This is a genomic window from Planosporangium flavigriseum, assembly GCF_011947225.1.
Taxonomy (GTDB): Bacteria; Actinomycetota; Actinomycetes; order Mycobacteriales; family Micromonosporaceae; genus Planosporangium; species Planosporangium flavigriseum.
In genome coordinates this window covers 18371-43731 of sequence record NZ_JAATVW010000023.1, presented here as the reverse complement: position 1 = coordinate 43731, position 25361 = coordinate 18371, and the positions used below count along the sequence as shown (strand labels likewise).

At 67.8% G+C, this 25361-nt stretch carries 20 protein-coding genes and 2 pseudogenes; 8 read left to right on the top strand and 14 right to left on the bottom strand.

Translation table 11 applies throughout. From position 1 onward, the window contains the following. Positions 1-32 precede the first annotated feature (32 nt). Entirely contained in the window at positions 33-1262 is a 1230-nt protein-coding gene (locus HC028_RS23765; RefSeq protein ID WP_168079624.1) for a helix-turn-helix domain-containing protein, read from the bottom strand. 641 nt (positions 1263-1903) lie between these two features. Between HC028_RS23765 and HC028_RS23760 the strand changes: the two genes are divergently transcribed. From HC028_RS23760 to HC028_RS23745, 4 genes are all read left to right on the top strand, one after another. After that, entirely contained in the window at positions 1904-2452 is a 549-nt protein-coding gene (locus HC028_RS23760; protein ID WP_168079623.1) for a dCTP deaminase, read from the top strand. Then, the gene (locus tag HC028_RS23755; protein ID WP_168079622.1) at positions 2449-3000 is read left to right on the top strand and encodes a dCTP deaminase; all 552 of its coding nucleotides are present in this window, start codon (positions 2449-2451) and stop codon (positions 2998-3000) included. The genes HC028_RS23760 and HC028_RS23755 overlap by 4 nt, the downstream gene beginning before the upstream one ends. 34 nt (positions 3001-3034) lie before the next feature. After that, a complete protein-coding gene (locus tag HC028_RS23750) occupies positions 3035-4186 on the top strand; it encodes a glycosyltransferase family 4 protein (protein ID WP_168079621.1) in 1152 nt (383 codons plus the stop codon). Between the two features lie 199 nt (positions 4187-4385). Then, positions 4386-5129, top strand: coding sequence for a CDP-alcohol phosphatidyltransferase family protein (locus tag HC028_RS23745; RefSeq protein ID WP_168079655.1), 744 nt, complete (start codon positions 4386-4388; stop codon positions 5127-5129). Between the two features lie 297 nt (positions 5130-5426). Here HC028_RS23745 and fdh read toward each other — a convergent pair. The 3 genes and pseudogenes from fdh to HC028_RS23725 form a co-directional block, all read right to left on the bottom strand. Beyond that, positions 5427-8669: pseudogene (gene fdh / locus HC028_RS23740) on the bottom strand (formate dehydrogenase); the annotation flags it as partial. Positions 8670-8714: 45 nt separating this feature from the next. Further along, positions 8715-9581 (bottom strand): formyltetrahydrofolate deformylase, encoded by an 867-nt coding sequence (gene purU, locus HC028_RS23730; protein ID WP_205861657.1) that lies wholly within the window; start codon positions 9579-9581, stop codon positions 8715-8717. Beyond that, positions 9578-12031, bottom strand: coding sequence for a GcvT family protein (locus tag HC028_RS23725; protein ID WP_168079619.1), 2454 nt, complete (start codon positions 12029-12031; stop codon positions 9578-9580). Before HC028_RS23725 ends, purU begins: the two co-directional genes overlap by 4 nt. Before the next feature lie 228 nt (positions 12032-12259). On the opposite strand from HC028_RS23725, the gene HC028_RS23720 reads away from it, so the two are divergent. After that, positions 12260-13132, top strand: coding sequence for a L,D-transpeptidase (locus HC028_RS23720; RefSeq protein ID WP_239075636.1), 873 nt, complete (start codon positions 12260-12262; stop codon positions 13130-13132). Here the strand turns inward: HC028_RS23720 and HC028_RS23715 are convergent. Then, a complete protein-coding gene (locus HC028_RS23715) occupies positions 13129-13734 on the bottom strand; it encodes a class I SAM-dependent methyltransferase (RefSeq protein ID WP_168079617.1) in 606 nt (201 codons plus the stop codon). The two genes, HC028_RS23720 and HC028_RS23715, sit on opposite strands and share 4 nt — an antisense overlap. A 149-nt stretch (positions 13735-13883) precedes the next feature. On the opposite strand from HC028_RS23715, the gene HC028_RS23710 reads away from it, so the two are divergent. Further along, positions 13884-14363 carry a response regulator transcription factor gene (locus HC028_RS23710; RefSeq protein ID WP_168079616.1) on the top strand — a complete coding sequence of 160 codons (480 nt, stop codon included), beginning with the start codon at positions 13884-13886 and terminating at the stop codon, positions 14361-14363. 30 nt (positions 14364-14393) lie between these two features. Here HC028_RS23710 and HC028_RS23705 read toward each other — a convergent pair whose 3' ends face one another. From HC028_RS23705 to HC028_RS23670, 9 genes and pseudogenes are all read right to left on the bottom strand, one after another. Then, the gene (locus HC028_RS23705; protein WP_168079615.1) at positions 14394-16640 is read right to left on the bottom strand and encodes a (Fe-S)-binding protein; all 2247 of its coding nucleotides are present in this window, start codon (positions 16638-16640) and stop codon (positions 14394-14396) included. Between the two features lie 160 nt (positions 16641-16800). Continuing rightward, positions 16801-17202 carry a thioesterase family protein gene (locus HC028_RS23700; RefSeq protein WP_168079614.1) on the bottom strand — a complete coding sequence of 134 codons (402 nt, stop codon included), beginning with the start codon at positions 17200-17202 and terminating at the stop codon, positions 16801-16803. Positions 17203-17300: 98 nt separating this feature from the next. Next, on the bottom strand, positions 17301-18467 hold the full coding sequence (locus HC028_RS23695; RefSeq protein ID WP_168079613.1) for a substrate-binding domain-containing protein: 1167 nt from the start codon (positions 18465-18467) through the stop codon (positions 17301-17303). A gap of 175 nt (positions 18468-18642) precedes the next feature. Next, a complete protein-coding gene (locus tag HC028_RS23690; protein ID WP_168079612.1) occupies positions 18643-19632 on the bottom strand; it encodes an ABC transporter permease in 990 nt (329 codons plus the stop codon). After that, positions 19629-21230, bottom strand: coding sequence for a sugar ABC transporter ATP-binding protein (locus tag HC028_RS23685; protein WP_203981486.1), 1602 nt, complete (start codon positions 21228-21230; stop codon positions 19629-19631). Before HC028_RS23685 ends, HC028_RS23690 begins: the two co-directional genes overlap by 4 nt. Before the next feature lie 255 nt (positions 21231-21485). After that, positions 21486-22070 (bottom strand): bifunctional 4-hydroxy-2-oxoglutarate aldolase/2-dehydro-3-deoxy-phosphogluconate aldolase, encoded by a 585-nt coding sequence (locus HC028_RS23680; RefSeq protein WP_168079611.1) that lies wholly within the window; start codon positions 22068-22070, stop codon positions 21486-21488. Further along, the gene (locus HC028_RS23675; protein ID WP_239075637.1) at positions 22067-22660 is read right to left on the bottom strand and encodes an IclR family transcriptional regulator; all 594 of its coding nucleotides are present in this window, start codon (positions 22658-22660) and stop codon (positions 22067-22069) included. The genes HC028_RS23680 and HC028_RS23675 overlap by 4 nt, the downstream gene beginning before the upstream one ends. Before the next feature lie 15 nt (positions 22661-22675). Next, a pseudogene (locus tag HC028_RS28805) lies at positions 22676-22813 on the bottom strand (helix-turn-helix domain-containing protein); the annotation flags it as partial. Continuing rightward, positions 22810-23793 (bottom strand): PfkB family carbohydrate kinase, encoded by a 984-nt coding sequence (locus HC028_RS23670; protein ID WP_168079609.1) that lies wholly within the window; start codon positions 23791-23793, stop codon positions 22810-22812. The gene HC028_RS23670 and the pseudogene HC028_RS28805, both read right to left, overlap by 4 nt. Before the next feature lie 150 nt (positions 23794-23943). On the opposite strand from HC028_RS23670, the gene HC028_RS23665 reads away from it, so the two are divergent. Then, positions 23944-24249, top strand: coding sequence for an NIPSNAP family protein (locus tag HC028_RS23665; protein ID WP_168079608.1), 306 nt, complete (start codon positions 23944-23946; stop codon positions 24247-24249). A gap of 50 nt (positions 24250-24299) precedes the next feature. After that, positions 24300-25325, top strand: coding sequence for an aldo/keto reductase (locus HC028_RS23660; RefSeq protein ID WP_338091298.1), 1026 nt, complete (start codon positions 24300-24302; stop codon positions 25323-25325). Positions 25326-25361: the final 36 nt, after the last annotated feature.

Below are 25361 nucleotides of genomic sequence, written 5' to 3'. Positions count from 1 at the left end.
GGTCTGGCGCCCGGCTTCGGGTTCGGCGGGTACTACGCCGCGATGAGCCCGGACCGCTGGGCGAGGCCACGAACATGGGACCGGGCACGGGCGCGGTCGCGGTGGAGAAGTTCACGCAGCAACTCGCGCACCAGGGTGGAGTCGTGTACCTCGTCTTCGGAGATCTGCTCCGCGTCAAGGAGTACGAGGGCGGCGGCCTCGTCCTCCCCGCGCCGGACGAAGCCGCGAGCGGTATTGATGAGTGCCGCCGCGCGGCGTTCGACACTGGGGACGCTGTCGATCTCTAGCCGGGCCGCGTATTCCACCACGGCGTCCGCATGCCCGAGTTCGGCACTGATGGCCAGCCCGTGGATGTCGACGTTGCCTCGGCCGAACGCGGTCCACGGGTCGTAGTGCGCGCCGAGCGCCCGCGCGGCGTCGCCGGCGACCCGGTGCAGGGCCCACGCCCGGCCGTCCTCGTCGGACTGTGCTGCACTGACGGCGGCTGCCAGGTGCAACATCCCGTAGTCGGCGAGGAGATCCTTTTGCGGGTTGTCGGGGTCGATGCGTGCCTTCAGCTCGTCAGCGGCGGCCAGGCACAGCCGGGTGGCCTCCTCCTGCTGGCCGGCTCGTCGGTACGACGCGGACAGTGCCCACGCGCCGAGCGCGATGAGGTGCGGGTCGTCGGCCTCGCGGGCGGCGTTCATCGCGCGCTCAGCGGCTACCCATGCCAACTCGCCGTCCGGAATGTGGTGCAGCCATTGGCGGGTGACCTGGTACGCCCCGGCGAGGTTGCGTGCGGCCAGCTTGCGCTCGGAAGTGGCTAGGTACGCGGCGTTGGCGTCCTGGAGAAGCCCGGGAAGGACGCCGCCGAGGATGGCGTGCGCCGTTGGCGAGCCGTGCCAGATCGTCCACGCCTCGGCCACTCGCGTGCTGACCTCATCGAGATCCGGTGCCGGATCGGGCAACGGCGCTGGCCCTGCCGCCCGCATGATCACCTCGCGCACGGCGGCGACCGCCTCGCCTCGCGGGCGCCCGCCGGGCGCGAGCGTGTCGACCGGGCGCCCGATCAGATCCTCAACGGTGCAGCCGACGACCACCGCAATTCGGAGTAGATCGCTGAGGCGGTCGGCGTGCCGACGTCCCTGCTCAACGGCGGAGACCCATTGCACCGACTTGCCAATACGCGCAGCGAGATCGGACTGGGTAACGCCCGCTGCGCGTCGATGGGCGGCGATGTTGGCGCCGATGCCACGCAGCAAGGTGGGCTCACGTCCATCCATGCCGGCAACGATAGCGCCCAGACTGCTACCGCTGTAGTAGCTCCAATGTGTCCTGTTCCCTACCGTCCGTGTGTACCCAGGAGTTCATGGCTCCCGATCGCTACGCGATGCGATCTCCGTGGCGACCGGCGACAGGTTGGGCGCACCACCGGTCGAATCGTGCTACTTCCGCTTAGTGCCGACTGACGGTGCGCCCACCTACCTCAAGGTTTTGGGGGCGGTATGACGACATACCACGGTGGCCAACAGATCGACGACGCACAGGCCACTTTGGAGCAACACGCGGTGTCCAGCGCAAACGGGCTGTGCCGTACGTGCGGCGTGCCGGGGCCGTGCGCTGCGTACGAGCGGGCGGCGAAGGCGTTCGCGCTGGCGCTTCGGCTGCCTCGGCGGGTGCCTGGCGTGACGCAACCGCACCTGATCGGAGCTCGCCGGTCGGGTGAGCTGAGCTGGTTCGAGCGGACGAATTGACGTCGCCGGCGGGTGGGCTGGATGGAATGACTGCGGAGCCACCGGCGACGCCGTGATGAGCGAGGCAGCATCGCGATCCGGACGGGCACGCGGTGCGCCGGGCCGCGCCGCACCGGGCGCACCAGCACGTACCGACGCCATTTATTACCGGACTGGAGTAGGGAGGCGACGTGATTCTCACCGGTAGTGCGATTGAAGACGCAGTCACGAAAAGCGAGATACACATCGACCCGTTCGATGCATCTCTGACCAACCCCAACAGTTACAACTACCGACTCGGCCCTACCTTGCGCGTGACGACCGATGACGTGGCGGACCCGTTCAGCGCAGCTTCTTTTACCGAATTCGAAATCCCGGAAAGCGGCTGCATTCTTGTGCCCGGTCGCGTCTATCTCGGGACGACGGTGGAGAAAATCGGCAGCTCCGTGTACGTAACGAGTCTCATCGGGCGCTCGTCGCTCGGCAGGGTGGGCCTGTTCTTGCAGGTGTCGGCCGACCTGGGTCAACTCGGCGCAGTACACCGGTGGACGCTCGAAATCGTGGCCACTCAGCCCATCCGGGTCTATCCCGGAATGGTCGTCGGTCAGGTCAGTTTCTGGAAACCGTATGGCGACACGACGCCCTATCGCGGCTACTACGGCCATCGCTCGGATGCGGCCCCGTGCAACCCGGCCGCGATGACGGCATCACTGACAGCCCAAGGAGGCGAAGTCCGATGATCCTCACCGGACCAGAGATTGAACACCAGGTGCGCCTGGGACGGATCCGGATCGAACCCTTCGACCGAGAGCGGATCAGCCCCAACAGCTACGACTTCCTACTCGGCGAGGAGTTCTGCTGGTACGAATCCGTGACGCTCGACTGCCGCAAGGAGAACAAGGCCGTCTACGGGAAGCTGTCCCCGGATGGCACCGTCCTTTATCCGAACCGGATCTACCTTGCCGGCACTGCGGAGCACATGGGCAGCGACCACTACGTGCCGATCATCCGGGCACGGTCCTCCGTCGCCCGCCTCGGCTTGTTCGTACACGTCACGGCCGATCTGATCGACATCGGCTCCTTCAATGCCTGGACATTGCAGTTACACGCGGTTCAACCAGTACGCGTGTATCCCGGCATGCGTATCGGCCAGGTGACCTTCTGGAAACCCGAGGGACGGATCGTGCTGTACGACGGCAAGTACCAGCACGCGACAGGACCGCGGCCGTCGCTTATCCACCGCGATTTCGAAGCGCAGAACAGGCAGGAGTCGGCGTCGCAGCAGTGACAGGCCGGCAACGGGAAGACTTGGAGAGTTCGAGATGAGCCCAACCACGGTCGCCACCGGAATCGACCTGCCCCTCGCGCCGTCATGCGGTAGCACGATCTTATGCAGTGACACCTATCGCGTACTTCGCGGCGAGCTGTCCACCACGTTCTTTTGCCTTCCCGAATCCTCGCCGGGCTGGGACCATGGCTTCGAATCCGTCGTGCACTGCCAGGCGCACAAAGCGCCGTACGGGCCGGATTTCGACGCCTACGTCACTCAGCTCACCCGTATCGTGGCTAGGCACTTGGAAATCCTCCAGCCGGACGTCATTCACGCCCAACATCTCGGCTTCGGCCTTAGCCTCGCGTTCTGCCGGGTCGCTGGCAATATCCCGATCGTCGCCGTCGCCCACGGCACCGATGTCATCGCCGCGGCCGCCTCGACACAAGCCCTTGCCGCGCTCACCGAGGTGGTGGAGCGCAGCGCCGAGGTGGTGCTGCCCACCGAGGCGCTGCGCCGGCAAGTCGACGAGTTGACCGCCGGCCAATGGACTGCGAAGTTGTCGGTCGTCGGATGGGGCATTCCGCTGGACAGGGTGGCGAGCATGCACCGTCCGAGCACCGCCCGAGCGCTGCGCCTTCTGCACGCCGGCCGCCTCGACCAGAACAAGAGTTCGGTCACCGCAGTCGAAGCCATGGCCTTGACCAAGCGGCGCCACCACCTGCGCATCATCGGAGACGGCGATCAGCGCGAGAGTCTGCGACGGCGGGCCATCGAACTCGGAGTATCTGACCAGGTCAGCTTTAGCCCTTTCGTGCAGCGCCATCAGTTGTGGGCCACCTTCGCCGACCATGACGCGTTCCTGTTCACCACGGTCGGCCTGGAAGCATTCGGCCTGGTCGGCATTGAGGCCCAGGCGCACGGTCTGCCGGTGATGTACTCGGCAGTGGCCGGGCTCGCCGACAGCATCGGCGATTCCGGCCTGCCCTACCGGCCGGGCGACGCCCGGCAACTCAGCCAGGCCATCGACCTGCTGGCCGACGATCCCGGCCTTCGGCATTCGCTGAGCACCCAGGGGATCGCCAACGCGCACCGCTTCGACATCCACCACACCGCACGAGGGCTGGCGCATATCTCCTCGCGCGTGCGCGGATATGCCCGGGTTTCAGGCGTGAACGATCCCCGGATCGACAAAGATGCTTGACGACAACACCGCCACTAGGGTGACATTCGTGTCTGCACCGGGCAGCCCGGAGGCGGGTAGTAGACGCGTAGTACCGCTGTTCAGAAACCGGACATCGTGGGACGTTCCAATGACCGGGAAACCTGCGCCGGCTTCCGTTCGGGTCCCCGCACCTCTCGGCCCAAGCCCACGGAGCTTGCCACAGAAGGGCAAATCCACAATGCCTGTTGACGTTCACGCCGGGCAGCCGACCGCCGCGCAGTTCTACCGCAACAGTCGGCCTTCTGGTCTGCTCACTGAACAGTTCAACCATCGCGTGGCGGCTTGGCTGTCCCTGTCGGCGCACCGCCTGCGCTGGACACCGACGACGCTGACCGCCTGCAACCTGGTTTTGGGTGTTGCGACATCAGTCGGTGTTCTCCTGCTCGCCGGCCCGATGGCTGTGGGCGACGTATCGGCATGGCTTGTCGGCCTGACCGCGTGGACGCTGTGGCAGTTGGCCTACATCGCCGACTGCGCCGACGGCCAACTCGCCCGCGTCACCTCGACGGCCAGCCCCGCAGGAGGCCGACTTGACATTCTCTGCGACATCGCCGTCCAGATCGCACTTGTCGCCGCCATCGCCGCGGTCACCACCGCCGCAAGACCAGGCACGCCGGCTTGGCTGGTGGCGGTGTTCTCCGGCTCCTGGATGGTCAACCTAGTCACATCCGTGATGAGCAAGGAAGGCACGAACGTCAGCCTCGTGGCGTCAGAAGTAGTCGCTGTCCGACTCGTCAAGCTCGTCCGCGACTACAGCTTCATGATTACCCTCATCGCGGCAGTGATCGCGGTTCGTCCCGCCTGGATGATCTGGGTCATGGTGCTCTTCACCGCGATAAACAGCGGGTTCCTCCTGGCCTCCATCGCCCAGGCCGGCCGTGCGAACCTGACGGCTACCGCGAAAGGAACTGCTCCTCGCTAACCTGCCGCCAGAGCCAGAGCCGGAAGTCTCGATTTTCGCCACAGGCGGCGAGTAAGGTCGCAGCAGCGGCGAGCGCCAGCGCGCCCTTCCACGGCCGAATGAATCTGGCCGGCGTCGCTGACAATCTCCGCTACGACCACCTGCGGGGACATGAGGAATGCCTCCTGGCGGTGCCGGCCGCGGTGGCGTGGTGCTGGGCCCGGGGCGTCCGTTTGCGGTGCTGCCGCCATCATCCTCCGGGTCAGGCGCCGCTCGTGGCTGACGCTGCTCAGGGCGGTACAGACCTGGCTATCCCTCGTCGGTCGTCACGATCGGCGCCCGCCGCTCCTCGGTGATGCCGGCGCGTCGCCGGTAGCCCTCCACGTACTCCAGCAGCGCCTTGCCGGTGGGTCGCCGCCCGGGCCGGATGTCGCAGGTGCCGACCTTGCTCTCCTGGATCAGCACGTTCGGGTCGAGGGTGATGCCGAACAGGTCGTTGGCGGAGTCGCCGGTGGTCAGCCCCTCGCTGCCCCAGTGGTACGGCAGCCAGATCTGGTGGAGCACCCGGCCGTCGATCCGCAGCGGCGTGAGGCGGTCGGTGACGAGGACCCGCGCCTCGATGGCCGCCCGCGCGGTGACGACGTGCGCCCAGCCGAGGTGGGTCAGGCCTCGCTCGGCGGCCAGGTCCGGCGACACCTCGACGAACATCGCCGGCTGCAGTTCGGCCAGGTGTCCCAGGGTACGGCTCATGCCGCCGGCGGTGTGGTGCTCGGTGAGCCGGCTGACCGCGAACACGTACGGGAACACCTCGGCGTGCGGGTCGGGCGCGCTCGGGTTGAGCGGGTTGTCCGGCCGCTCGTACACCTTGCGGGTCGGGTTGGCCTGCTGCTTGTACAGCGGGTTGGTCACGGGCGATTCGACCGGCTCGTAGTGCGTCGGCAGTGGCCCGTCGATCAGCCCGGCCGGCACGAACAGCCAGCCCTTCCCGTCACCCTGCATGATGAACGCGTCGTCGCCGGCGATGCCCTCGACGCCGGGGGTGCCCGGCTCCGGCCGGTAGGACGGCGGCTTCGTCTTCTCGAAGTCGGGCACGTCGTGGCCGACCCACTCACCGGAGTCCGCGTCCCACCAGACGTACTTCTTGCGCTCGCTCCACGGCCTACCTTGCGGGTCGGCGGAGGCCCGGTTGTACAGGATGCGCCGGTCGGCCGGCCAGGCCCAGCCCCATTGGTGGGCGGCCACGTCCTGCTCCTCGCGCGGCGCCCGGCGGGCGGCCTGGTTGACGCCGTCGGCGTAGACACCGGTGTAGATCCAGCAGCCGCCGACGGTGGAGCCGTCGTCCTTCAACTCCCCGAACGTCGACAGTGGACTGCCGGAGCCGACCTCGTACCCGTTGATCTCCTTGAGCACCGTCTCCGCGCTCGGCTCGGCGTGCTCGCCGTGCGTCGGATAGTCCCACGCCAGGTCGAGGATCGGACGGTCCCGGCGCAGGGTGGAGCCGGCGAGCTTCTCGCGGATGATGCGGCCCAGGTGGTAGAAGAACCACAGCTCCGAGCGGGCGTCGCCCGGCGGGTCGAGCGCCTTTTCCCGCCACTGCAACAGCCGCTGGGTCTGGGTGAAGGTGCCCTCCTTCTCCACATGGGACGCTGCCGGCAGGAAGAACACCTCGGTGCGGCACTCCTCGGGCACGATCTCGCCGGTCTCGACCTCTGGGCTGTTCTTCCAGAACGTGGCGCTCTCGATCATGAACAGGTCGCGGACGACCAGCCAGTCCAGGTTGGCCATGCCGAGCCGCTGCGCCTTGCCGTGGGCGGAGCCGACCGCGGGGTTCTGCCCGAGCAGGAAGTACCCCTTGATCTTGCCGTCGATCATGTTGAAGACCTGCTGGTACGTGCCGTGGTCGCCGGTCAGCCGCGGCAGGTACCCGTAGCAGAAGTCGTTGTCCGGCGTGGCCGCCTCCCCCCAGTACGCCTTGAGCAGGCTCGCGCAGAACGCCCCCGCGTCGTGCCAGAACCCCTTCTGCTCGGGGTGGCTGATGCTGTCCACCCAGTCGGCGTACGTGGCGTGCTGCTCGTGGTGCGGCATCGGCAGATACCCCGGCAGCAGGTTGAACAGCGTCGGGATGTCGGTCGAGCCCTGGATGCTGGCGTGCCCGCGCAGCGCCATGACGCCGCCACCCGGCCGTCCCGCGTTGCCCAACAGCAACTGGATGATCGCGCCGGCCCGGATGTACTGCACCCCGACGCTGTGCTGCGTCCAGCCGACCGAGTACACCAGCGACGTCGTACGCTCGCGCCCGGAGTTCTCCGCCCAGGCCCGGGCGACGTCGGCGAACTTCTCCCGCGGCACGCCGCAGATCCGCTCGACCACCTCGGGCGTGTAGCGCGCGTAGTGCCGCTTGAGGATCTGGTACACGCAGCGCGGGTGCTGCAACGTCTCGTCGCGGTCGGGGTCGCTGGGCACCCCCGGCCCGTGCGACTCGTGCTGCAACGCGCTGGCCGTCTCCCGCTGCATGTGCGTGTCCTGCCGGTCGCCCTCGCCCTCGTGCCCGTCGTAGTGCCAGCTCGACGGGTCGTAGGTGCGCTTCTCCGGATCGAAGCCGGAGAACAGGCCGTCGAGGTCCTCGGTGTCGCGGAAGTCCTCGCTGACGATCGTCGACGCGTTCGTGTACGCCAGCACGTACTCGCGGAAGTCGAGGTCGTTGCTCAGGATGTAGTTGATCACCCCGCCGAGGAACGCGATGTCCGAGCCCGCGCGGATAGGCACGTACGTGTCCGCGACGGCGCTGGTACGCGTGAAGCGCGGGTCGACGTGGATCACCCGGGCGCCGCGCCGCTTGGCCTCCATGACCCACTGGAATCCGACCGGGTGGGCCTCGGCCATGTTGGAGCCCTGGATGATGATGCAGTCAGCGTTGGCGAGGTCCTGCAGGAAGTTGGTGGCGCCACCGCGACCGAAGCTGGTCCCCAGACCGGGGACGGTGGACGAGTGTCAAATACGGGCCTGATTCTCGATCTGGATAGCCCCCATCGCCGTGAACAACTTCTTGATGAGGTAGTTCTCCTCGTTGTCCAGCGTGGCGCCACCCAGGCTGGAGATCCCCAGCGTGCGGTTGAGCGGCCGGCCCTCGTCGTCGGCGTCCTCCCACGACGCCGCCCGGGCCGCGATGACCCGGTCGGCGATCATGTCCATCGCCGTGTCGAGGTCGAGATCCTCCCACTCGGTCGAGTAAGGACGGCGGTACCGCACCTTCGTCTGCCGCAGCGGGCTGGTCACCAGGCTCTTGCTCGCCGAGCCCTTGGGGCACAGCCGGCCGCGCGAGATCGGCGAGTCCGGGTCGCCCTCGATCTGGGTGACCTGGCCATCGGAGACGTAGACCCGCTGGCCGCAGCCGACCGCACAGTACGGGCAGACCGACCTGGCCATCGAGTCGGCCGTCTCGGTCCGCGCGGTGAGCCCCTTGGAGCGGGGCGACTGGGCGGCCGCCCCACGGCCGAGCGGGTCGGTGCCGGTCAGCTGCCGGTAGACCGGCCAGCCCTCGATCCAGGTACGCACACCCATGGATCATGCGTTACCACGTACGGGACGATTCCAAACACTATTGATTCAGTCGAAGACGACCGTCTTCGTCCCGTTCAGCAGCACCCGGTGCTCCACGTGGGCGGTCACCGCCCGCGCCAGGGCGACCGCTTCGAGGTCGCGCCCCAGCGCGGTCAGGTTCTGCGCGCTGTGCTTGTGCGACACCCTCGTGAAGTCCTGCTCGATGATCGGCCCCTCGTCGAGGTCGGCGGTCACGTAGTGCGCGGTCGCCCCCACCACCTTGACGCCCCGGGTGTGCGCCTGGAAGTACGGGCGCGCACCCTTGAAGCTCGGCAGCAGGCTGTGGTGGATGTTGATCGCCTTGCCCGCCAGGTCCCGGCAAAGGGAGTCGGACAGGATCTGCATGTACCGGGCGAGCACCACCGTGTCGATCGAGTACTCCTCGATGAGCGCCCGCAGCCTGTCCTCCGCCGCCGGCTTCGTCTCGGCCGTGACCGGCACGTGGTGGAACGGGATGCCGTGCCACTCGACGAGGGACCGGAGGTCCTCGTGGTTGGAGACGACGACCGGGATCTCCGCTGCGAGCGCGCCGGTACGAACGCGGTACAGCAAGTCGTTGAGGCAGTGACCCTGCTTGGAGACCATCACGAGCAGCCGGTTACGGACTGAGACGTCGTTGATCGCCCAGTTCATGGCGAACTCGTCGCTCGTGGCTTCGAACAGCTTCCGGATGCGTTCCACGTCGATCGGCCCGACCTCGCTTATGAAGTGGACCCGCAGGAAGAACCGTCCGGTGTCTTCGTCCCCGAACTGCTGGCTGTCGCGGATCGTGCAGCCCTGATCGGACAGGAACGCGGCCACGGCCGCCACGATGCCGCGCCGGTCGGCGCAGGACAGGGTGAGGACGAACTCGGTGTTGGGCGCGGGGATCAACTTCTGGGCCTTTCGGACTTGGGGTCGTACAGCGGGCGGAGCGACGCCTTCGCGGGGATACGCTCGTCGGCCACCTCGATCTCGAAGTCGCCGGCCTCGTACCAACCGCTCTCGTGATCGCGCGACGGCGCCTCGATCCACCCGAGGGCGACGGATCCACCCAGGGTGTGACCGTACTGAGCGGAGACGACCCGCCCGACCTGCACCCCCGCTTTGGAGATCGGCTCGTCGTGGAACAGTATCGCGTCGGGGTCGCCAAGGAGGAACTGGACGAGCCGCCGCTTGACGCCGGCCTCCCGTTGCCGCTGCAGCGCCTCCCTGCCGATGAAGCCGCCCGGCTTGTCCCACTTGACGGCGAATCCGAGCCCCGCCTCCAGCGGGGTGTCCCCCGCCGAGATGTCATGCCCCCAGCTGCGGTAGGCCTTCTCCAGGCGGAGCGAGTTGAGGGCGTGGTAGCCGGCGTGCCGAAGGTTCACTGCCGCGCCGGCCTCGACGATCGTGTCGTAGACGTGCACGGCGATGTCGATCGGGATCAGCAGTTCCCAGCCCAGCTCCCCCACGTACGTGATGCGGGTCGCCCGCGCGTACCCGAGGCCGAGGTCGATCCGCTTCGAGCGCCCGAACGGGAACGCCTCGTTGGACAGGTCCGCGTCGGTCAGCGGCTGGAGGAGCCGCCGCGAGTCGGGGCCCATCACGGAGAGCATCGCCAGCGAGCCGGTGATGTCCGTGACGGTGGCGAAGTCATCGGGGCCGATGTGACGGTGGATCCACGCCAGGTCACGGTTGACGGTCGCCGGGCCGGACAGCACGAGGAAGCGGGTCTCGTCCCACCGGGTGATCGTCACGTCGGCCTCGATGCCGCCGTGCTCGTTGAGCCACTGGGTGTAGACGATCCGGCCGGGTTCGACGTCGACGTCGTTGGCGCTCAGCCGCTGCAGGACCGTGACCGCATCCCGCCCCTGGACCAGCAGCTTCCCGAACGACGAGGTGTCGAACAGGCCGACTTCCTCCCGGACGGCCCGGTGCTCGGCCGCCGAGTGCTCGAACCAGTTCTGGCGGCCGAACGAGTACCGGTACTCCTTGTCGACGCCTTCCGGGGCGTACCAGTTGGCGCGTTCCCAGCCGAGAAGCTCGCCGAAGACGGCGCCGGCCGCGGCCGTCCGGTCGTACAGGGGGCTTCTGCGCAGCGGGCGCGCTGACGTCCGCTGCTGGAACGGCCAGTGGACCTCGTACGAGACATCGAGGGTCTCGACGACGCGCTGCTCGAGGAAGCGCCGGTTCGTCTCGTGATCCTGCACGCGGGCGGGGTCGAGTTCCGGGAGGTCGATCGGGGACCGGCCGTCGACGATCATGTCAGCGAGCACTGATCCGGCGCCGGGGCCGGACAGGAAGCCGACCGAGTTGAAACCCGCCGCCACGAAGTAGTTGCGCAGGTAGGGCGCCTCGCCGAGGTGGTAGAGACCGTCCGGGGTGAAGCTCTCGGGGCCGCAGAAGTGCAGCTTGATACCGGCGTCGGCCAGGATCGGGATACGCGAGGTCATCTTCTCGTAGAACGGCCAGAGGTGGTCCCAGTCCTCCGGTAGCTGGGTGAAGCCCGAGTTCTCCGGAATTCCGCGGGACGACCAGGCGTAGCTGCCCGGTTCGAAGAAGCCCACCATGATGGCGCCCGCTTCGTCCTTGACGTACGCGTAGTCGTCGCCGCTCTTGACGGTGGGCAGGTTGCGGGTGAGGCCGGGGATCGCCTCGGTGACGATGTAGTAGTGCGCGAGCGCCTGCAGGGGGACGTCGACCCCGGCCCTGGCGCCGAACTCGCGCCCCCACATTCCGGTGGCGTTCACGACGTACTCGGCTTCGATGTCGCCCAGCGACGTCGACACGCCGACGACCCGTCCCTGCCGGGTCAGCACGTCCTCGACCACGACGTTTTCGAAGATCTTCGCGCCGCGCTGCGCCGCGCCGCGGGCCAGCGAGGTCGTCGTGTCGGTCGCGCTCCCCCGGCCGTCGTACGGGAAGTAGAGGCTGCCCAGGATGCCGTCCGGATTCAGCAACGGGTACTTCTCGAGCGTCTGGTCCACGTTCAGCAGGTGGGCCTCCACGCCGCTCGACCGCACCGAGGTGGCCTGGTGCCTGAGCTCGTCCCAGCGGTCCTGACTCATCGCGAGGTTCAGGGTTCCGGTCTGGACGAAGCCCGTGGAGAAACCGGTGTCGGCCTCCAGGTTCCGGAACACCTCGAGGCTGCGCTGAACGATCTTCCGGGTCCCGTCGGTCGCGCGGGCCTGCGTCACCAGCCCGGCCGCGTGCCAGGTCGTCCCGGACGTCAGCACGTTGCGTTCCAGCAGGACGACATCGGTCCATCCCCGCTTGGTCAGGTGGTAGGCCACGCTCGCGCCCACCACCCCGCCGCCAACGATGACCACCTGTGCACGTGAAGGTAGTTCAGCCCGCGCCATCGACACTCCCTGGGGAATTCTCTTCGTCTACGTGAGGTTCTACGGGACCAACTGCGATCTCAATGCGACCAAAGCAACGATGATCGCCGGGATTCTGTGCGTTCGTACGAGGGCTCGGAGTCATCGCACCTCCGCGAAGCCGTGGAGACCGGGCTCCAGGCGCCGACGAGCGGCCATCGAGCGATACACACCTGTGCATCGCCGCTTCACGGCGGTTAATCTTCCGTGGTGCGGTTCTCCTACCAACGTCCTTCCACCGGGTCACTGCGACGGTCCACCTGCCTGGCCGTGGTGGCGCTGATCGCCAGCACCGGGTGCGCGCACCGACCGGCGCGGTGGGTTTCAGCGCAACCCCCTGCTCCGCAGCCGTCGCTCGCGGCGCCGTCGGCCGAGGTGATCCCCTCGGCTGCCGCGGCCCCCGCTGACCTGCCCGTCGTCACCTACGGTCCGGCGCCCGCCGGGTTCCCGTCGGATCCGGACGCCCTGTCGACCGCCCACCTCGCCGAAGGCCTGCATCCGACCCGTAAGCTCGCCGCGTACGACGCGCCCGGCGGGCAGCCCCGCGCGTTTCTCGCGCCGACCATCAGCGGCGTCGAGGTGACGATGCCCGTGGTGGCGCGCAAGTCGGGTTGGACCGCCGTAATGCTCCCCTCGGCGAACCGGACGATCGCGTGGCTACCGCCCGGCGACGGCTTCACGACCGTGCCGCTGCGCGACCAGCTCGTGGTCTACCGCAGCACCCACGAGATGCGCTGGTTCCGCGACGGCGCCCTCTTCCGGTCCTGGCCGGTGACCCTTGGTGTCCGGCAGACGCCGACCCCGCTCGGCCGGACGTTCATCCTCGGGCGCTCGTCGCTGCCGGGGGCGGTGTACGCCAACACCGACGTGTTCGCCCTGGGCGCCGTGCCGGACGACGTGAATGCCGTCCCGGCCGGCCTGCGCGGCGCCCATATCGGCATACACACCTGGCACAACGACCGGACGCTCGGCAAGGACGACAGCGACGGGTGCATCCGCCTGACGAAGTCGGGCCAGCAGTTGCTGCTGCAGGAACTCGTGCCGGGGACCGCGGTCGTGGTCCTCGACGGCCCCGCCGGCTAACCGCGGCTCGGCCGCTGCGCCCGCACGACGGTGTCGATCGCCGCGCGCCCGTCGGCCTGACCGGCGACCGGACGGCGAACGCGGTCCGCGTGGGCAAGGCGCAGCCCGTCGAGGCACTCGGTGATGCCCTGCGGTGTGTACAGCAACTCGGGGTCCTGCGGACCGCCGACGCCGTCGGCGATGTTCGTGACGTCGTGCCCGACGACCAGCAAGGTACCGGCCGGCGCGAGCGCGTCTGCCGCCCGGCGCAGCACCGTGGCCAGGTCGGCGGGCGCCAGGTGCAGGTACGCAATGAGCACCAGGTCGAACCCGCCCGCCGGCGGTCGGTACTCGGTCACGTCAGCGACGACCCACTCCACCTCGACTTCCCGGGCCTCGGCGAGCCGGCGGCCCTTGTCGATCGCGACGGCAGAGAAGTCGACGGCGGTGACCCGCCAGCCGCTGGTGGCCAGCCAGATCGCGTTGCGGCCCTCCCCGGCGCCCAGGTCGAGAGCCCGCCCCGGCGGCAGGTCGGCAAGCTCGGCGGCGACGAACCGGTTCGGCTCGGCGCTCCACACCAGGTCACTGGCGGCGTAGCGCTGGTCCCACGCGGCGGCGTCCATCGCACCGACTCTAGCTTCCGCCCTCGGCGCGGGTCGTACCGAGGAGTGTGCTCCCGTCCTGCACCACACTGGGACCGGAGCCACCACCCCCGGCGTCAAGGATCTGCAATCGGTGCACCCTGCACCGACCCGCACGCCGGAGGTCCACTATGCCGGTTTCGCTCCTTGAGCACTACCGCGAGCACTTTCGCGGCCTGCCACCCCTGCCCGCCGGTACCCGGCAGCGGCATCCCGGGCGATCCGCCGCGCCCACCGTCCTCATCATCGACGACGACCCGGACGTCCGTGAACTCGTCACGGCGCAGCTCTCCGCCGAGGGGTACACCGTTCTCACCGCCGACGACGGCCCGTCCGGCCTGAAAGCCGCGCAAGCGGCACGCCCCGATGTCATCGTCCTCGACGTACGCATGCCGAAAATGACCGGTTTCGACGTCTGTGTACGCCTTCGTCAAGACCGATCGACGGCCGACGTGCCGGTACTGATTCTCAGCGCGTACGCGACAGCCGCCGACCTCAAGGTGCTGGGGCACACGGTGGGCGCCGACGGCTACCTCCTCAAGCCGTACCTCCGCGACGACCTCGTGGACCGGATCCGCACGCTGCTGGCCGGGGCCCCGTCCGCGCGCTGAGCGGACGAGGCTCCGGCAAAACCGTCCGGCTCAGGGCGAGCCGGGAGCCGCCGCGCCGGCCTCGCCGCCGCTACGGACGGACGCGAGCAGCACCTGGGCCACGTCGACGACCTCGATCTCCTTGGGCGCGGTGCCGTCGGCCTGCTTGCCGGCGAGCCCATCAGAGATCATGACGCGGCAGAACGGGCAGCCCACCGCGATCCGATCGGCGCCGGTCGCGACCGCCTCCTCGGTACGGTTGGCGTTGATCCGGGTACCGAGCTTCTCCTCCATCCACATGCGAGCCCCGCCGGCGCCGCAGCAGAACGACTTCTCCTGGTTGCGAGGCATCTCGCGCAGTTGGACACCGGGCAGCGCACCGATGAGCTCACGCGGCGGCGAGTAGACGCCGTTGTGCCGGCCGAGGTAGCACGGGTCGTGGTATGTCACCGACCCGGCCAGCACGCCGTCCTCCGGACGGGAAACCGGGACCAACCTCTTGTCCCGTACCAGCTGGTTGAGCAGTTCGGTGTGGTGTACGACCTCGTAGGAGCCGCCGAGCTGCGGGTACTCGTTCTTGATGGTGTTGAAGCAGTGCGCGCAGGTGACCACGATCTTCTTCGCGCCGGCCTCGTTGAGCACCTCGACGTTGGCCTGAGCCAGCATCTGGAACAGGAACTCGTTACCGGCGCGGCGGGCCGGGTCACCGGTGCAGGTCTCCCCCTCGCCCAGTACCGCGAAGGAAACGCCCGCGGTGTGCAGAAGTTCGGCCACCGCCTGGGTGGTCTTCTTCGCCCGGTCCTCGTAGGCGCCGGCGCAGCCGACCCAGAACAGGTAGTCGACGCCCGCGAGGTCCTCGATGTCGCGGCCCGCGACCTTCACCTCGAACGGCAGGTCCTTGGCCCAGTCCAGACGCGACTGCGCGGGCATCCCCCACGGGTTCTGCTTGTTCTCCAGGTTCTTGAACAGCACGCCGAGCCCGGCGGGGAACGACGACTCGATGAGCACCTGGTACCGGCGCATGTCCACAATGGTGTCGACGTGCTCGATGTCGACCGGGCACTGCTCCACGCAGGCGCCACAGGTGGTGCAGGACCAGAGCACGTCCTGGTCGATCACGGCGTCGGGGCCGTGCGGGTTGTACGCCGACAGCGGGTTGTTGATGTCGTAGCTGGTGTTGCCGATGAGCACGACCTCGGCCAGCGCCGTCGTCGTCTCGGGTAGGTTCTTGCGCTCGGCGTCCGGCGTGAGCAGGTACGGCGCCTTGGCGTGTGCGTGGTCGCGCAACGTCTTGACGAGCATCTTGGGCGAGAGCGGCTTCTCGGTGTTCCACGCCGGGCACTGGCTCTGGCAGCGACCGCACTCGGTACAGGTGGTGAAGTCGAGCAGGCCCTTCCACGTGAAGTCCTCGACCTTGCCGACGCCCAGGGCGGCGTCCTCGTCGAGCTCCTCGATGTTCTCGAAGTCGACGGGCTTGCCACCGACCTGGATCGGCTGGAGCGCGCCGAGCGAGGTGCGACCGTTGGCGTGGCGCTTGAAGAAGATGTTGAAGAACGCCAGGAACCGGTGCCAGGCCACGCCCATCGTCGGCTGGAGCGAGATCGTGATCATCCAGGCCATCGAGATGAGAATCTTGATCGCGGCGACGACGACGATCGCGGTCTCCAGGCTACCGGCCGCCACTCCGGAGAAGGCCTTGCCGATGAACGCCGTGAGCGGGAAGTGCAGCGCCGACGCGGACTCCTCGCCGTGCGCCCGGCCGAGCGCGTACTCCAGTCCGCGCAGCGTCAGGACGCAGACCACGACGCCGAGGATCGTCGCCTCGACGTAGTAGGCCTGCCAGAACGTCGAGCCGAAGAAGCGGCTCTTGCGCCGCAGGCCGCGCGGGTGGTTGCGCTGCCGGATCGCGATCAGCGCGAGGATGCCGACGAAGGACGCCCACGAGATGAGCTCGGCCAGCCACTCGTACAGCACGAAGTGGCCGATGAGCGGCAGCGCGAAGGACGGATCGAACAGCTGCCCGTACGCCGTGAGCAGAGTGAAGAACAGCAGCCCGAAGGACACCATCACAAACCAGTGCGCCGCGGCCACCACCGGCAGCCGCGACATCCGGGTGTGCCCGAGGAATTCGCGTACGAGCGTCGCGGCGCGCGCGGCGGGCCGGTCGGTCCGGGCGCGGTCGGGCTGCCCCAGCTTGAAGACGCTGACGAAGTACGTGACGACCTTGCCGAACAGCGCCACCGCAACCGCCGTGACAGCAAGGCAAATGACGACCGCGCCGATCTGTACCACGGACAATGTCGCTCCCCCTTAGCACCCGCCGCACCTGTCGCCGGCCCTTCGGGCCGTCCGGATCGGGCGGTCGTGCGTGTGAATGCCGCGAGAGCGGACGCGGCACCGCCGCGCCCGCCATCACCACGGGCAATGGTTGTCCGGGCCGCGAAGCGCGGCCCGGGAACTAGGCGTTCTCGACCTTCTCGGCCTTTGCCGCGAGGTTCGCCGCGAACTTGTCCAGGTTGATGATGAAGCGCTGGTGGGTACCGGTGGCGATGGTGTCCACCTCGTCGCGGACCTCGATGTCGAATTCGACCCGGCGGCGGTCCACCTCGGTCACCGTGGCCGTCGCCCACACCGTCTGACCACGAAGGGTGGGCGCCGAGTGCGCGATGTTCACCTGGCTGCCGACGCACGCCTGGCCCTCGCCCAGGTGCGGCGCGATGGCGGCGATGGCGGCCGCCTCGAGCAACAGCACGAGGTTCGGGGTGGAGAAGATGTCGTACTCGCCCCGCGTGGTGCACAGGCTCTCGTCCACGACGCGCTCGATCGTGGCCGACACGCCGGGGCGCAGTTCGTCACTCATTCAGTGGTCCTTCCAGTTTCTTCAGGTGGGCGATTGTCCCGGTCCGGGTGCGAATCGCCTGGCGACAGCGCGATTCGCACCCGGACCGGGTTACCGCATCAGCCGCAGGCGGAGCCGGCGGACTTGCACGCCGCGACGAGGTCAGCCGGCGGGTCTGCGTGGAACACGGTCTTGTACGACTCGAGGACGTTCGACTGGATGACGGGCAGCGACTGGACGCCGACCCACGCCGGTGGCTCCTTGCCGAGGAACGCGTTCAGCAGCGCCATCGCCTCGGCGACACCCTGGTCGTACGGGCGCTGGGCGCCCAGGCCCTTGAGCGGGCCGCCCTTGGCGATCTCGAGCGCGGCCTGCAGGCCGAGGTCGATCGTGGTGACCGGGACGGTGATGCCCTGCGCGCGCATCGCCGACAGGGTGTCCATCGCCGGGGCGTCCCAGACCACGAACACGCCCTTGACGTCGGGGTTGGCCGTCAGGAAGTCACCGGCGGTCTGGCTGACCTTGGACTGGTCGGTGAAGTTCGCCTGCTTGATCTTGATGTCCGAGCGGTTCTTCGCCAGCCAGTCCTTGACGCCCTTGACGCGCTCGTTGGTGACGAAGAAGTCGATACCGAAACCGACGATGCCGATGGTGCCGTCCTTGGGGATCCGCGCCGCGAGCACCTCGGCCGCGATCTGGCCGTTGCCCTGGCTGTCAGCGGAGACCACGGCGGAGTAGTCGGCGGGGTGCTTGAAGCCCGTGGGGAGGTTGTCGATCAGTACCAGCTTGATGCCGGCCTGGGAAACCTTCTTGAACGCGGGCGCCATCGCCGTGTTGTCGACCGGCAGGCTGATGATGCCGTTCGGCTTGCGCTGGATCATGTTCTCCAGGTCGGCCGTCTGCTGGTCCACCTTGTACGACGCGTCGGTGGTACCGATGATCTCCACGCCGTACTTGTCGAAGGTGTCCTTCATGCCCTGGATCTGCAGCTTCGAGAAGTCCAGGTTGAGGGTGTGCATCACCAGGCCGACCTTGTACTTGCCCGCCTTGAGCTTCGCCGCGTCCTCGTCACTGATCTTTAGCTGGTCCGGCGACGCGGCCGGCTCGCCGTTCGGGCCCTGGCCGATGACCGACGTGGGCCCGACCTTGGCCGGGTCGAGCTTGACCGCCGATGCGGAGTCACCGCCGCTTCCGCTGCTGGTGCCCGCCGAGCAGGCGGCCGTAGCCGCCAGGCACAGGGCGGTGGCCGCCAATAACAGCCCCCGGGACTTTCTGGTTGACCTCATAGGACACTCCGAGCTTTTACGTATGAGCTGACCGATCTGATTGACCATTCCCATGGGCTCGTTGGCCCGTTGCGGGTTGTGCAGCGTCTCGGCTCGGCCGCCTCGTAGGCGGCGGGCGCGAGGTGATGGGCCGCATGATGGCGGCCGGGGAACTGGTTACCGGCGGATGCCGCTGTTACTTCTTACTGAAGGCGACCGCGGCGATGATGATGGCGCCCTTGATCACCAGCTGAAGCGACGAGCTGACCCCGAGCAGGACCAGGCCGTTGTTGAGTACGCCGATGATGAGGCTGCCCAGCAGGGTGCCGACGATGGCGCCTCGGCCGCCGAACAGGCTCGTGCCACCGAGAATGACCGCGGCGATGACGTCGAGCTCCATGCCCGCGACGACGTCGGGGCGCGCCGCGTGTGCCCGCGCGGTGAAGATGACAGCGGCGAGACCGGCGAGGGTGCCCGTGAGGACGAGCGCCGTCGTCTTGACGCGCTTGGTGTTGATGCCGGAGTAGCGGGCCGCGGTCGCGTTGCCGCCGGTGGCGTAGATGCGCCGGCCGAAGCCGCTGAAGTGCAGCAGCAGCGCACCGAGGATCATCACCAGGACGGTCCACACGATCGGCACGGGGATCCCGGCGATCAGGCCCTCACCGAAGATGGCGAAGTAGGTGTCGTTGTTGATGATGACCGGTTTGGTGTCGGTCACCAGGAGCGCCACCCCGCGGGCCATACCCAGGGTGCCGAGGGTGACCAGGAAGGACGGGATCGCCAGGCGGGCGGTCAGCACGCCGTTGATGAGGCCGACCACGGCTCCCGTGGCGAGCGCCGCGAGGAGGCCGACGTACCAGCTGTTCTGGAGGTGCTGCATCGCCAGCGCCGCTGACATGCCGGACACGGCGAGGGTCGACGCGACCGAGAGGTCGATCTCGCCGGAGATGATGACGAACGTCGCGCCGACGGCGATGATCGACACAAGCGCCGTCTGACGGCCGATGTTCAGGAAGTTCGCCGTGGAGAAGAACACCGGGGACATGACGCTGAACGCCACGACCAGCACGGCGAAAGCGAAGTACAGCATGTACGGCCTATCGCCGGCCAGCAGTGCTTTCGCGAGCTTGGGACCTGGAGAGGACGGCGACTCCTTCACCGCGGGGGCCGTGACGGTCTGGCTCATGACTGCGACTCCTGTGCGAGAGACTGGGACTCCTGGATCAAGTGGTGCAGGTCTTCCTCGTTACCGAGTTCGGCCCGACTGACCGTCTTCACGATCCGGCCGTCGACGACGATCGAGATGCGGTGGCAGAGCAGGAGCAGCTCGACGAGGTCGGATGAGGCCACCAGCACGGCGGTGCTGCCCTGCGCCGCCCTACGTATGACGCCGTAGATCTCCTCGCGGGCGCCGACGTCGACGCCGACGGTCGGCTCGTCGAGGAGGAGGAGCTTGGGCGTGGGGTCACGCCACTTGCCGAACACGACCTTCTGCTGGTTTCCGCCGGACAGGTTGCCGACGACCGTGGACGGCCCCGGCGCCTTGACCGCGAGCTCCTTGATGGCCTCGTGCGACCGTTGGACCGACGCGCCCCGGCGGAACCAGCCGAACCGGGACAGCTGACCGATCCGCGGCAGGGCCATGTTCCGCTCGATGGTGTGCGACAGCACGAGCCCCTGTTCGTGGCGGTCCTCGGGCGCCAGTGCGACACCGAGCCGGATCGCGTCGATCGGGTTGCGGACCTTCCGCGCCTGGCCGTCGATCTGGAGCTCGCCGCTGGCGACCTTGCGCAGCCCGAAGACCGTCTGCAGGATCTCCGTCCGCCCGCTGCCCACCACCCCGGCGAGGCCGTGGATCTCGCGCGGCCGCACCGCCAGGTCGACACCGCGCAATCGGTCATTGACTACATTGGACATCTTCAGGAACGGCTCGACCTGCGGTGCGGCCGTGGCGGCGGCGTCCGCCGCAACGGCGTCGGAGGCGACCGCTTCGGTCGCGCTGCGCAACCCTTCGTGTCCGGGTCCGACGATCGCCGCGACAAGCGACTTCATCGTGGTCTCGCTGGTGGCGAAGGTGGCGACATTCGAGCCGTCCCGAAGCACCGTCACCCGCTGGGACAGGCGGAACACCTCGCTCAGGCGGTGCGTGACGTAGATGACGCCCACGCCGCGTTCGGTCACCCGCTTGACGGCGTCGAACAGCACCTCCTCCTCGCCCCCGGTGAGCGCCGACGTGGGCTCGTCCAGTACGAGGATGCGCACGTTGCCCATCAGCGCCTTGCAGATCTCGGTCATCTGCCGGTACGCGAACGGCAGGTCACCGACGATCGCTTTCGGGTTCAGCGGCATGTTGTACGTCTCGAGGAACGCCTCGACCTCACGCATCAACTGGCGTCGCTTGACGAGCCCGAGCCGGTTCTGCGGCTCCCGGCCGAGCAGGAGGTTCGCCGCTACCGACATGGACGGCACCAGGCTCAGCTCCTGGTAGACGACCGCTAGGCCGGCATTGCGCGACTCCGCCGGCGACCGGAACGTGGTCTCCTCCCCCGCGACCTCGAGCACGCCGCCGTCGCGGGTGTTGACGCCGGAAAGGATCTTGATCAGAGTCGACTTCCCCGCGCCGTTCTCGCCCAGAAGCGCGTGCACCTCGCCGGGCAACAGGTCGAAACTCACACCCCGCAGGGCCTGGACCCCACCGAAGCTCTTGGTGATGCCCTCGAGCCGCACCAGCGGCACTCGGCTCTGGAGGGGGACGCTCGTGGAACTGGTCTCGATCGTCGGCACTCCGCCTCCCTACGGTTCGTCATACGACTGCTTGTTTTTGCGAAAATTGACGTGCGCGTAACGGTCCCGACATATCGCCAGGTTGTAATGACGTGAGGACGTTAGGACATGGACTGTGTCCTGGCAATCCTTCGCACGGATTTCCTTTACGCCGGCGGGAACCGAAGTTAAACCGCTATCGGAGGCGGGATAACAGCCAGCCGTGAGCCAAGAGGAAATACTTGGAAGAGAAGCCGCTGACAATCGCCAGCAGGGCTATTCCACGAGGTCGTGGAGTTCTGCTATGAAAGCGGCCGGGTCATCGAGTGACAGTAACGTCTCGATACTGCTTCCCAATGCCACACCGGTGGCCCCTGATTTGATGAAACCTGCGGCGTTGCCCAGATCGACGCCGCCGACAGCAATGAAATTCATGGCCGGGAACGGCCCTTTGATAGCTCCCAGCCAGGCCGGTCCGACCACCGAAGCCGGGAACAACTTGCAGGTGTCCAACCCGAGCCGGGCAGCCTGTCCGACGTCGGTGGGGGTCATGACCCCCGGAAGTGGTACGGCATTCACGTTCAGCGCGGCCTCGACGACGTCCGCGTCGATGTCCGGACTGATGATCACCGAGGCACCCATCCCGGCGGCGCGACGTGCGTCGTCCGCCGAGAGGACCGTGCCGGCGCCGAACGCACGACCTTGCGCGCGTTCGGCGACAGCCTCCAGGGCCGCCCAGCCCGGGCTCCCCTGAACGGGAACCTCCACCAGATCCATGCCTATCGCCCAGCACTGGTCGGCCAGATCGGCGGCCCGCTGTGGCTCATAAGCACGGAGAATGGCGATGGTTCGAAATCTCATTGCGCCCTCCAGCCCAACTGTTTAGAGGTCTCTTGCGTCGCGGCCAGGAGGGCCGGTACGAATTCGAGGAGCGCGCCGCGGTCGACCCGACTGAGGGGCGCGGTGACGCTGATCGCACCGGCCACGTCCCCGGAGCCGGAAAGGATGGGCGCCCCGACGCAGTGGATGCCGGGCTCGTGCTCCTCGGCGTCCAGTGCGAACCCGCGCTCCCGGCACTCGGCCAGATCACTCTCCAGCGCCGCGATGGTGGTGTGCGTGTTGTCGGTGAACCGGGCCAGGTCACGCCCGTCGAGAATGGTGCCGCGCTTGGCTTCGGGAAGGAACGCGAGAATCGCTTTGGAAACGCCGGTGCAGTGCACGGTCGCGATAGCGCCGATCCGCGAGTGCAGACGCAACGGGCGGGTCGCCTCCACCTTCTCGACGTAGACCACCTCATTGTCTTCGAGCGTTCCGAGGTGAACGGTCTCGCCCGTCTGCTCGTGGAGTTTCTCCATGAACGGCCTGGCGACCGACCGGATGTCGATGGCGTCGAGGGCTTGGAAGCCCAGCCGGAAAGTCGCGGCACCGAGCCGGTACCGATGGTCCGGCATCTCGTGAACGAATCCGTGATTACGCAGCGTGTGGAGAAGTCGAAGTGCGGTGGAGTGGTGAACGTCCAAAAACGTGGCGATCTCACCGATGCGTCGCGGCTTTTCTCCGACGTAATCCAAAATCTTGAGCGCGCGGTCAAGGGTCTGGCTCATAACGCATCATTCCTAAGCTGGGAAGGGGCGGCAATAGCCGAGGATATGCGGGCGAGCTCCGCTTTATCCACAGCAGGCCCCAGATCGCGCGGCACGCCGACGACGCGGGATGCGAGGAAGTGCCCAAGACGAAGGCGCTGACTGGCGTCCCAGCCCCAGCAGGCGCCGGTCAGGTAGCCGGCCGCGAAGGCGTCGCCGGCTCCCGTCAGATCCACGATCGTGGTCGGAATGGCGGGCTCGGACACGCTGCCCGCGGTGGTCACCACGCTGGCTGCGCCCTCACCGCGCTTGATGACGAGCTCCTGGTCGTCCCGGGTCAGCAGGTGGCGGGCGATCTCCGCCTCGTCGCAGCTGCCGAGCAGGCTCTCGGCCTCGTCGTAGCCGATGAAGACGACGTCCGCCTGCCGGGCGAGCGGGATGAGCACCCGTGACGCCGTGGCGACGTCCGGCCACAGGACCGGCCGGTAGTTGACGTCGAAGCTCACCTTGCCGGTGTGACCGGCACGGCGCTCCACGAGCATCGTGATGACGTCGGCCGCCTCGGACGACAGAGCCGGCGTGATGCCGGTGACATGCAGCCATCGCGCGGTTCCGAAGCTGGCCACCTGCGCCCGATTGAGCTGTCGGGCGGCGCTCTGGCTGCGGTAGTAGCGCACGCGCGTCCGGCCGGGGCGCACCTCCTTGACGCTGACTCCGGTCGGGCGACTGGAATCCCATTCGACCCGGACGTCGACGCCGTGACTGGCGATGGAGTCGTGGACGTACCGGCCGAGCTCGTCCTCGCCGAGGCGGGACACCCAGCGCGCGCGGCAACCCAGCTGAGCCACCCCGACCGCGACGTTCGACTCGGCGCCGATCGCGGTGACCCGGTAGCGGTCGGCGGCGGCTCCATCCTGGACGAAGGCCGCCATCGTCTCTCCGATCGCGACCACGTCGAAGACATCCCGCGAGTCTGAGCCGCCGGCGTGTTCCACGCTCACCTCCTGCCAGGTTCGACTTCTTGACCGAGTGTCAGGTTGAAGATTATGTTGGCTGCGCGACATACGCAGAGTAGATGCACATTTTGAAGAAGACAAGAGTCAGGTTTGCTTCGACTCCAGCCACGGTTCCGTGGCGGAAATGGACTCCAGTTGCTTGCTCAGCTTCGGATCTACGACATCAAGCCCGACCTCATGGAGCAGTGGCTGACGCTGTTCCGTGACAAGGTCGTCCCGATGCACGCCAAGTTCGACCTCCCGGTCCTGGCCGCCTGGGTGGACACCGAGACCTCACAGTTCGTGTGGGTCCGCGGCTTCGCCGGGGACGGCACCATCGAGGAGCAGGAGACGCGGTACCGCAACTCCGAGGAGCGCGCGCGCGTTATCGGCGACGAGCCGAAGCGCTTCATCGAGCGGATGCAGGTCCGGGACCTGGAACAGGTCTACCCAATCGGGTGATACGGCGCTTCGCGGCGACGGTGGCAGCCGCCGCCGTGACTGTTGTCGACATGGTGGTGACGGAACCTTCAGTGGGCGCCCGCCCGAACGGAGAGATGATGAAGACCCGAGTTCTTGGTCAAGGCTTGCAGGTATCGGCGCCGGGTCTGGGATGCATGAGCATGTCAGGCAACTACGGCGCCCTCGACGACACGGAATCCATCGCAACCCTCCACCGCGCGGTGGAACTGGGGGTCACCTTCTTCGACACGGCCGACGTGTACGGCCCCTTCGCGAACGAGGCGCTCATCGGCCACGCGCTGCGCGATGTCCGCGACCGCATCGTGTACTCGACGAAGTTCGGGTTCGTGCGCGCCTCGACCGGCGAGCAACTGGGCATCAACGGCAAGCCGGACTACGTCCGTCAGAGCTGCGACCTGTCGCTGCAGCGCCTGGGCACCGACCACATCGATCTCTACTGGCAGCACCGGGTCGACCCGGACACGCCGATCGAGGAGACGGTCGGCGCGATGGCGGAGCTCGTCCAGGCCGGCAAGGTCCGGTACCTGGGGCTGTCGGAGGCCAGCGCCGAGACGATCCGCCGGGCCCACGCCGTACACCCGATCACCGCCGTCCAGAGCGAGTACTCGCTGTGGAGCCGCGACGTCGAGGAGAGCGTCCTGCCGACCTGCCGGGAACTGGGCATCGGCTTCGTCGCGTACAGCCCGCTCGGCCGGGGCTTCCTCACCGGCACCATCAACAACACCAACGAGCTGGCCGCCGACGACTGGCGCCGGACGTCGCCGCGGTTCCAGGGCGAGGCGTTCGACCGCAACCTGGAACTCGTCGAGCGCATCAAGGAGATCGCGAACGACCTGGACTGCACCCCCGGCCAACTGGCGCTCGCGTGGGTCCTGGCGCAGGGCGACGACATCGTGCCGATCCCGGGCACCAAGCGCCGCAAGTACCTCGAGCAGAACGTCGGCGCGGCCGACATCGTTCTGTCGGCGGAGCAGTTGCAGCGCCTCAACGACAGCGTCCCCCCGGATGCGGTCGCGGGCGACCGCTACGCCGACATGTCGGTCATCGGGATCTGACCATCCCGCACCGTACCCTTCGCAGGATCGGAGAAA